Raw genomic sequence first — 8,466 nt, forward strand, 5'->3', positions numbered from 1 at the left:
CTACAACCCCCGCACCCGCACCGGGTACCGCACCGGCCCCTCGACACCCTCCCGCTCGACCACGACCCGCCCGTCCACCCACCGCGACGTGTACCGCTCGACCTCCGCCCGCTCCCAGCCGTCCCCCGCGTCCAGGACCACCGGCCCGCCCCCGCCGCGCCCCGCCGCCGGGGCCCACACCTCCAGCTCCACACCACCGTCCGCACCCCGCACCGGCAGCACCGAACCCGCCCGCGCCAGCACCGGCACCCGGGACAGCGGCGCATCGAGCAACACCTGCCCCGGCCCCTCGTACACCTCACCGGTCGCCGTGTCGTACCAACGCCCCCGCGGCAGCCGCACCGCCCGGCGATCCGCGCCGCGCTCCAGCACCGGAGCCACCAGCAAGGCGTCACCCAGCAAGAACGCGTCCTCGCACTCCCGCAACGCCCGGTCCCCGGGCGAACGCCACCACAGCGGTCGCACATACGGCGCGCCGGTCAGCCCGGCCAGCCGCGACAGCGTCACGAAGTACGGGCGCAGCCGCTCCCGCTCCTCCAGCGCGGCCCGCGCGTGCTGAAGCACCTGCGGCCCGAACTCCCACGGCTCCCGCCGCCCCGCGCCGATCGCCGCATGGGTACGGAACAGCGGCAGATAGGCACCCAGCTGGAACCACCGCAGATACAGCTCCGGCGACGGCGAGCCGTCGAACCCGCCCACATCGGGCCCCGAATACGGCACCCCGCACAGCCCCAGCCCCAGCACCAGCGCCAACGAGGCCCGCAGCCCCGGCCAGCCGGTCGCCACGTCGCCGGACCAGGTGCCCCCGTAGCGCTGCATCCCCGCCCAGCCGGAACGCGAGAACAGGAACGGACGCTCCTGGGGCCGCAGCCGGCGCAGCCCCTCGTAACCGGCACGCGCCATCGCGAGCCCGTACACATTGTGGGCCTCGCGGTGATCACCTCCGCGCCCCTCCAGGGAGTGCCGCGCCGACCGCGGCAGCGTCGGATCCCCGAACGCCGCGAACGACACCGGCTCGTTCATGTCGTGCCACACACCGGAGAACCCCTGCGCCAGCCGCTCCTCGTACAGACCGCCCCACCACTCCCGCACCCGCGGATCGGTGAAGTCCGGAAACACGCACTCGCCCGGCCACACCTCCCCGCGCACCACATGCCCGCGTGCGTCCCGGACGAACGCCCCGTCGTCCCCGGCCGCCGCCCCCGCGTCGAACACCGCGTTCCCGGGCTCCGCCTTCACCGCGGGATCGACGATCGACACCAGCCGCACCCCGTCCTCCCGCAACTCCTTCGCCAGGCCCGGCAGATCGGGAAAACGCGTGTGATCGACGGTGAACACCCGGTGCGCGTCGTAGTGGTCGATGTCCAGGTGCAGTACGGACAGGGGCAGCCCCCGCTCCCGGTATCCGGCGACGATCCGCCGCACCTCCCGCTCGCTCCCGAACCCCCACCTGGCGTGCTGCGGACCCAGCGCCCAGGACGGCGGCAGCGCCGGAGCACCCGTGAGCGCTGTCCAGCCCCGCAGCACCCGGGCCGGCGTCCCCGTCACCACCCAGCAGCGCAACGGCCCCCCGTCCATCCGCACCTCGCACATCCCCGGCCGGTCATGGCCCGAGCCCGCCCCCTCCTCGCCCTCGCGCAGCGTCACCCGCCCCGACCAGGAGTTGTCGTGGAACATCAGATGCGTCCCCGCGTCACTGACCACGAGCTGCACCGGCATCGTCAGATACAGCGGATCGTCACCGGGCCCGAACCGCCCGCCGGGATCGGTGTTCCACAGCTCGTACACACCGTCCCGCAGCCGAGGCCCCGACGCCCGGCCGCCGAGCCCGAAGAACCGCGCGTCCGCCGGCACCTCGGAACGCTGCACCCACCGGGCACCGCCACCCGCAACGGGCTCCCACCAGCGCGGCGGCAGCTCGCGCCGGAGCACCACCCCACCGGGAGTACGCAGCTCCACGGCCCCGTGCCGCGACACCGCGACGGTCAGCCGCTCCGAGACCACCTGCCAGCCGCCGTCCTTGTCCGGCTCCAGCACCGCCCGCGGATCCGGCTCCGGCGCCGCACCGGGCAGCGCGTACGACGGCAACGGCTCCGCCCCGTCCCAGCCCCAGAACACCGCACCGCCCACCGCCACCCGCACCCGCAACTCCGAACGCGCGAACCGCACCACACCCCCACCCGGCTCCGGCTCCGCCCCCACCACGGGGCCGGGCACCCGCGCCCGCTCCGCACCACGCGGCGGCAGCGCCCGCGCGTCCGCACTCCGGCGCCGCCAGGAGGAGCGCACCGTACGCAGCCCCCGCACCGAACCCACCATCTTCACCGAGCGCACCAGGTCACGACCGTCCATGCGGCTCACCCTGCCATCCGACGGGCCGGATGAGGGCTCCGTTCAACTTCCGTTCACCCGGGGCCGGACCAGTGGCCGGACCACATGTCCGGACACACGACCATGGGTGGGGAACCCTGGTGCGAAAGACGATCACATGGCATCGTCCGTAAAAGCCGCCTCACGCGCACACCCCAGCACGTGTGCGCGACCCACGCCCATCCCGCGTACCCGTACAGCCAGGGAGCCGCCCCATGACCGCAGCAGCCCACGAAGCCCCCCTCTGGCAGCCCGGCCCCGACCGCATCGCGGCCGCCGCCGTCACCCGTTTCCAGAGCTGGGCGTCCCAGCGCTACGGAGCACCGGCCGAGGGCGGCTACCCGGCACTGCACCAGTGGTCCGTGACAGAACTCGACACCTTCTGGCGGGCCGTCGCCGAATGGTTCGACGTACGGTTCTCCACCCCGTCCGAGACCGTCCTCGCCGACCGCACCATGCCCGGCGCCCAGTGGTTCCCCGGCGCCACCCTCAACTACGCCGAACACGCACTGCGCACCGCCGAGGACCCCCTGCGCGCGGACGCCCCCGCCCTGCTCCACGTCGACGAGACCCATACCCAGGTCCCCGTCTCCTGGTCCGAACTCCGCCGCCGGGTCGGCTCGCTCGCCGCCGAACTCCGCGCTCTCGGCGTCGCACCCGGCGACCGCGTCAGCGGCTACCTCCCCAACATCCCCGAGGCCGTCATCGCCTTCCTCGCCACCGCGGCCGTGGGCGGCGTCTGGACGTCCTGCGCCCCGGACTTCGGCGCCCGCAGCGTCCTCGACCGCTTCCAGCAGGTCGAACCCGTCGTCCTCTTCACGGTCGACGGCTACCGCTACGGAGGCAAGGAACACCACCGGGCCGACACGGTCGCCGAGCTGCGCCGCGAACTGCCCACCCTGCGCGCCGTCGTCCACATCCCGCTGCTGGGCACCGAGGCCCCCGAGGGCGCCCTCGCATGGTCCGCCCTCACTTCCGCGGACACCGCGCCCGTCTTCGAACAGGTCCCCTTCGACCACCCGCTGTGGGTGCTCTACTCCTCCGGCACCACCGGGCTCCCCAAGGCGATCGTCCAGTCCCAGGGCGGCATCCTGCTGGAACACTTCAAGCAGATCGGCCTGCACTGCGACCTCGGCCCCGAGGACCGCTTCTTCTGGTACACCTCCACCGGCTGGATGATGTGGAACTTCCTCGTCTCCGGCCTCCTCACCGGAACCACCCTCGTCCTGTACGACGGAAGCCCCGGCTACCCCGACGTCAGCGCCCAGTGGCGCGTCGCCGAACAGACCGGAGCCACCCTCTTCGGCACCTCGGCCGCCTACGTCATGGCCTGCCGCAAGGCCGGCATCCACCCGGGCCGCGACTACGACCTCTCCCGCGTCCAGTGCGTCGCCACCACCGGCTCCCCGCTCCCGCCCGACGGCTTCCGCTGGCTCCACGACGAGGTGGCCGACGATCTGTGGATCGCCTCCGTCAGCGGCGGCACGGACGTCTGCAGCTGCTTCGCCGGCGCGGTCCCCACCCTCCCCGTGCACATCGGCGAACTCCAGGCCCCGTGCCTCGGCACGGACCTCCAGTCCTGGGACCCCGCCGGCAGACCGCTCATCGGCGAGGTCGGTGAACTCGTCGTCACCGCGCCCCTGCCCTCCATGCCCATCCGCTTCTGGAACGACCCCGACGGCAGCCGCTACCGCGACAGCTACTTCGACATGTACCCCGGCGTCTGGCGGCACGGCGACTGGATCACGATCACCGACCACGGCTCGGTCGTCATCCACGGACGCTCCGACTCCACCCTGAACCGCCAGGGTGTACGGATGGGCTCCGCCGACATCTACGAGGCCGTCGAGCGGCTCCCCGAGATCCGCGAATCCCTCGTCATCGGCCTCGAAGAGCCCGACGGCGGCTACTGGATGCCGCTCTTCGTCCACCTCGCCGAAGGCGCGCGGCTCGACGGCGAGCTGCGCGACAGCATCAAGCGGACCATCCGGGAGAACCTCTCCCCGCGCCATGTCCCCGACGAGGTCATCGAAGTCCCCGCCATCCCGCACACTCTCACCGGCAAGCGCATCGAGGTCCCGGTCAAGCGGCTCCTGCAGGGCACACCCCTGGCCAAGGCGGTCAACCCAGGCTCGATCGACAACCTCGAACTCCTCCACTTCTACGAGGAGCTCGCCCGCAAGCGTCACTGACCGTCCGCGTTGTCAGTGCCCATGATTACTCTGAGTGAGCAATGATTGACGGCGCACTGGGGGATTCATGGCGCACATCAGGAACAACGGGAACAGCAGGCACGGCACATCCATGCGACGCACGCTGCGCCGCGAAGCAGCCAGCACCATCGGCCTCCTGGCCGACGAGCAGGACTTCGCGGCGATGCGGCGCTACCGCACCTTCACCTTCGACGACCACACCATCTATCTCCAGCAGGTCGAAAGCCTGCTGAAAGCCCTCTCCGCACAGGGCATGCACGCCACGGTCGCCCTCTTCGACCCCGAGGAGTACGCGGAGTTCTGCGCCGAGTCGGGAATCGCCCCCGACGCCCCGGCCAGCCGCAGCCGCTTCACCGCCGAGATCGCATCGGCCGGCGCCACCGTCGCGTACTCGGGACAACCCATCGACACCCTGATCCCGATCCTGGTCGGCCGGGCCGTCCGCAGGGCCACCTGGGAGTACGCCACGACGCTCCTGGCCGGCCTCGGCGAGTGTGCGGACTGCGGCCAGGACATCGGCCACGCCGCCTTCGACCGGGCCTCGCACCTGCTGCTCCGCATTCTGGAGACAGCGGGCCCCGGTACTCACCACCTGGTCTGCAGCACCCCCACCGACAACGAGCACCTGCTCGCCGTCCTGCACACCGAGCGCGGCACCGCGGGCCCCGCCCGGCTCGAATCCGAGGAAGGCGCGGAGTTCGTCACGGTGCTCGCCGTGGCCGTCGCACTCGAAAGGCCCGGGGGAGTCGTGCTCCGTACGAGCAGCGCCGGCGCCCAGGACCGGGTGCACGGCTGGCGGCTGACCCGCGGCAACCTGGTCCCGCTCAGCGCCGGTGAGGTATTCAGCGCCTACTGCACCGACGCCGACACCGGCGAACCGGTCGCCCCGGAGCCGCACGTGGAGTACTGCGCAGGCTTCGAACTCGGCGCGGACGAGCCGGAAGCGCACCACTGACAGACCGAAGGGGCTCCCCGCCACCACCGGCAGGGAGCCCCTTCACCACAGAACGCCGCGCGGACTACTCGCCCGACAGCACCATCTGAGCCGCGACCCGCGCCTCCTCGGCGGAGTCCGCCGCACGAGCGGCGGAAGCGGCGCGCTCGCACTGCGCGAGCGTGTACTTCGCGAGCGTGGCGCGTACATAGGGAATGGACGCGGCACCCATCGACAGGGAGGTCACACCCAGCCCCGTCAGGACGCAGGCCAGCAGCGGATCGGAGGCGGCTTCACCACAGACACCACAGCTCTTGCCCTCGGCCCTGGCCGCCTCCGCCGACAGCGCGACCAGATCGAGCAGCGCGGGCTGCCACGGATCCTGCAGCCGCGACACCGCGCCGACCTGACGGTCGGCGGCGAAGGTGTACTGCGCCAGGTCGTTGGTGCCCAGCGAGAGGAATTCCACCTCCCGCAGGATCGAACGCGCCCGCAGCGCGGCGGACGGAATCTCCACCATCGCACCGAACTTCGCCTGCAGACCGGCCTCTCGGCAGGCGTCGGCGAAGGCCTTGGCATCCGCACGGTCCGCCACCATCGGCGCCATGACTTCAAGGTGGACGGGCATCCCCTGGGCCGCTTTCGACAGCGCGGTCAGCTGGGTACGCAGCACCTCGGGGTGGTCCAGCAGACTCCGCAGCCCACGCACGCCCAGCGCCGGGTTCGGCTCGTCCGCCGGAGTCAGGAAGTCCAGCGGCTTGTCGGCCCCGGCATCCAGCACCCGTACGACGACCCGCCCCTCGGGAAACGCCTCCAGCACCGCGCGGTACGCAGCGACCTGCTTCTCCTCGGACGGCGCCTGCTCGCTGTCGTCCAGGAACAGGAACTCGGTACGGAACAGCCCCACGCCCTCCGCACCGGCCTCGACCGCTGCCGGTACGTCGCCGGGCCCGCCGACATTGGCGAGCAGCGGGACCTTGTGACCGTCGGAGGTGGCACCCGGACCGGACGAAGCCGACAGCGCGGCCCTGCGCGCCGCAGCGGCACTCTCCATCTCGGCACGCTTCTCGGCGCTGGGCTCGACGAAGATCTCACCGGTGCTGCCGTCCACGGCGACGACCGTGCCCTCGGCGAGCTCACCGGCACCGGGGAGCGCCACCACGGCGGGCACCCCGAGCGCCCGGGCGAGAATCGCACTGTGGCTGGTCGGCCCGCCCTCCTCGGTCACGAAGCCGAGCACCAGAGCCGGGTCGAGCAGCGCCGTGTCCGCGGGCGCCAGGTCCCGGGCGATCAGCACATAGGGTTCGTCGCTGTCCGGCACACCGGGCATCGGCACACCGAGCAGCCGGGCCACGATCCGGTTGCGCACGTCATCGAGGTCGGCGACGCGCCCCGCCAGGTACTCCCCGGCGTTGGCGAGCAGCGCCCGGTACGCGGCGAACGCGTCGTAGACACCACGCTCGGCGGTGCTGCCGACGGCGATGCGCCGTTCCACGTCGGCGATCAGCTCGGGGTCCTGCGCCATCATGGCCTGGGCCTCGAGCACATGCTGAGCCTCGCCACCGGCCAGGTTGCCGCGCGCGATCAGGTCGGCCGCCACGGCCTCCACGGCCTGCCGGGCGCGCCCCTGTTCGCGCGCGGCCTCCTCGGCGGGAATCTGCTTGGCCGGCGGTTCGAGCACCGCCGTACCCATATGACGAACCTCGCCGATCGCCACCCCATGGCTCACACCGACGCCTCGCAGCGTTGTCTCCATTTCACCCGTCTCCGGTCGTGCGGTGGTCCGTGCCGCCGCGATGGATATCCAGTCGGCTGTCATAGCGTCGGGTCCGTCACTGCCAATCGAACAAGGTGTCGCCGACCTTCACATCGCCGTCCTCGCGGACGTCGGAGAGGGATTCGGCGGTGGCCTCAAGCGCCACGACCGGGCACACGGGCGACTTGCCGGCCGCCTCGACCCCCGCGGGGTCCCAGCGCACGATGCCCTGACCGCGGGTGACCGTGTCCCCCTTGTTCACAAGCAGCTCGAAGCCCTCGCCATTGAGCTGAACGGTGTCGATGCCGAGGTGCGTGAGGACACCGTGGCCGCGCTCGTCCACGACGACGAACGCGTGCGGGTGCAGGGAGACGATGATGCCGTCGACCGGAGACACGGCCTCGGACGGCTCGCGCACGGGATCGATGGCAGTTCCAGGGCCCACCATCGCGCCGGAGAAGACCGGGTCGGGTACCGCAGCGAGCCCGATGGCACGTCCGGCAAGAGGGGACGTCACAGTGGTCATAGGGAGCCTCCCAGGGGTGGAGCTTGATCGGCGCCGTCACAGCCTGTGGGCGACGGCGTGCTGTTCAGCAGCGTAAGTCATAAGAAGTCCCGGTTCCGCCCGAGTCCTAGGGGTTCGCGGCCTTAGAGACGCACCGGAAAGGATTTGCCTCGACTCCCGGCGGCCTGTACTGTCGTACTCCTGCCTGGCCCCAACGCGACTTTGAGTCGGGGGTCGGCAGCGACTTTTAAGTCCTGACTCTAAACCCTGACTGGGCACCTGCATGTCTGCAGGGACTGGTCAAGGAAAGCGAAAAGGCCTGATAGAGTCGGACTCGCCGGAAAGGGAAACGCGAAAGCGAAGAACTGGAAAGCGGAGCAGGACCCGCTTCGACCGGGAATCGGACACGAAAGAGTCTGATAGAGTCGGAAACGCAAGACCGAAGGGAAAGCCCGGAGGAAAGCCCGAGAGGGTGAGTACAAAGGAAGCGTCCGTTCCTTGAGAACTCAACAGCGTGCCAAAAGTCAACGCCAGATATGTTGATACCCCGGCCTGCTTCGGCAGGTTGGAGGTTCCTTTGAAAGTCCCACGGGGTCACTGACCCGGTGGGCAATTACACAGCGAGGACGCTGTGAACGACCGGTCTTATTCCGTCCGGTCGTTCCGCTCTCGTGTTGTGTTGTCCCGA

The 8,466-nt window shown here is 70.9% G+C and carries 5 protein-coding genes; 2 read left to right on the forward strand and 3 right to left on the reverse strand.

All coding sequences use genetic code 11. The annotated features are described in order from the left end of the window. Window positions 1-2,352 carry a glycoside hydrolase family 31 protein gene (locus tag BT364_RS35795; protein ID WP_072489363.1) on the reverse strand — a complete coding sequence of 784 codons (2,352 nt, stop codon included), beginning with the start codon at window positions 2,350-2,352 and terminating at the stop codon, window positions 1-3. A 233-nt stretch (window positions 2,353-2,585) separates the two neighbouring features. Between BT364_RS35795 and BT364_RS35800 the strand changes: the two genes are divergently transcribed. Together BT364_RS35800 and BT364_RS35805 are read left to right on the forward strand one after the other, a co-directional pair. Continuing rightward, the gene (locus BT364_RS35800) at window positions 2,586-4,562 is read left to right on the forward strand and encodes an acetoacetate--CoA ligase (protein ID WP_072489364.1); all 1,977 of its coding nucleotides are present in this window, start codon (window positions 2,586-2,588) and stop codon (window positions 4,560-4,562) included. Window positions 4,563-4,629: 67 nt separating this feature from the next. Then, window positions 4,630-5,538, forward strand: coding sequence for a hypothetical protein (locus BT364_RS35805; RefSeq protein WP_072489365.1), 909 nt, complete (start codon window positions 4,630-4,632; stop codon window positions 5,536-5,538). Between the two features lie 64 nt (window positions 5,539-5,602). On the opposite strand, the gene ptsP is transcribed toward BT364_RS35805, so the two are convergent. Both ptsP and BT364_RS35815 read right to left on the reverse strand, forming a co-directional pair. Further along, entirely contained in the window at window positions 5,603-7,273 is a 1,671-nt protein-coding gene (gene ptsP, locus BT364_RS35810; protein ID WP_072489366.1) for a phosphoenolpyruvate--protein phosphotransferase, read from the reverse strand. A gap of 76 nt (window positions 7,274-7,349) precedes the next feature. Next, entirely contained in the window at window positions 7,350-7,799 is a 450-nt protein-coding gene (locus tag BT364_RS35815) for a PTS sugar transporter subunit IIA (RefSeq protein ID WP_072489367.1), read from the reverse strand. Window positions 7,800-8,466 lie beyond the last annotated feature (667 nt).

The sequence above is a fragment of the Streptomyces atratus genome, from assembly GCF_900119365.1.
Taxonomy (GTDB): Bacteria; Actinomycetota; Actinomycetes; order Streptomycetales; family Streptomycetaceae; genus Streptomyces; species Streptomyces atratus_B.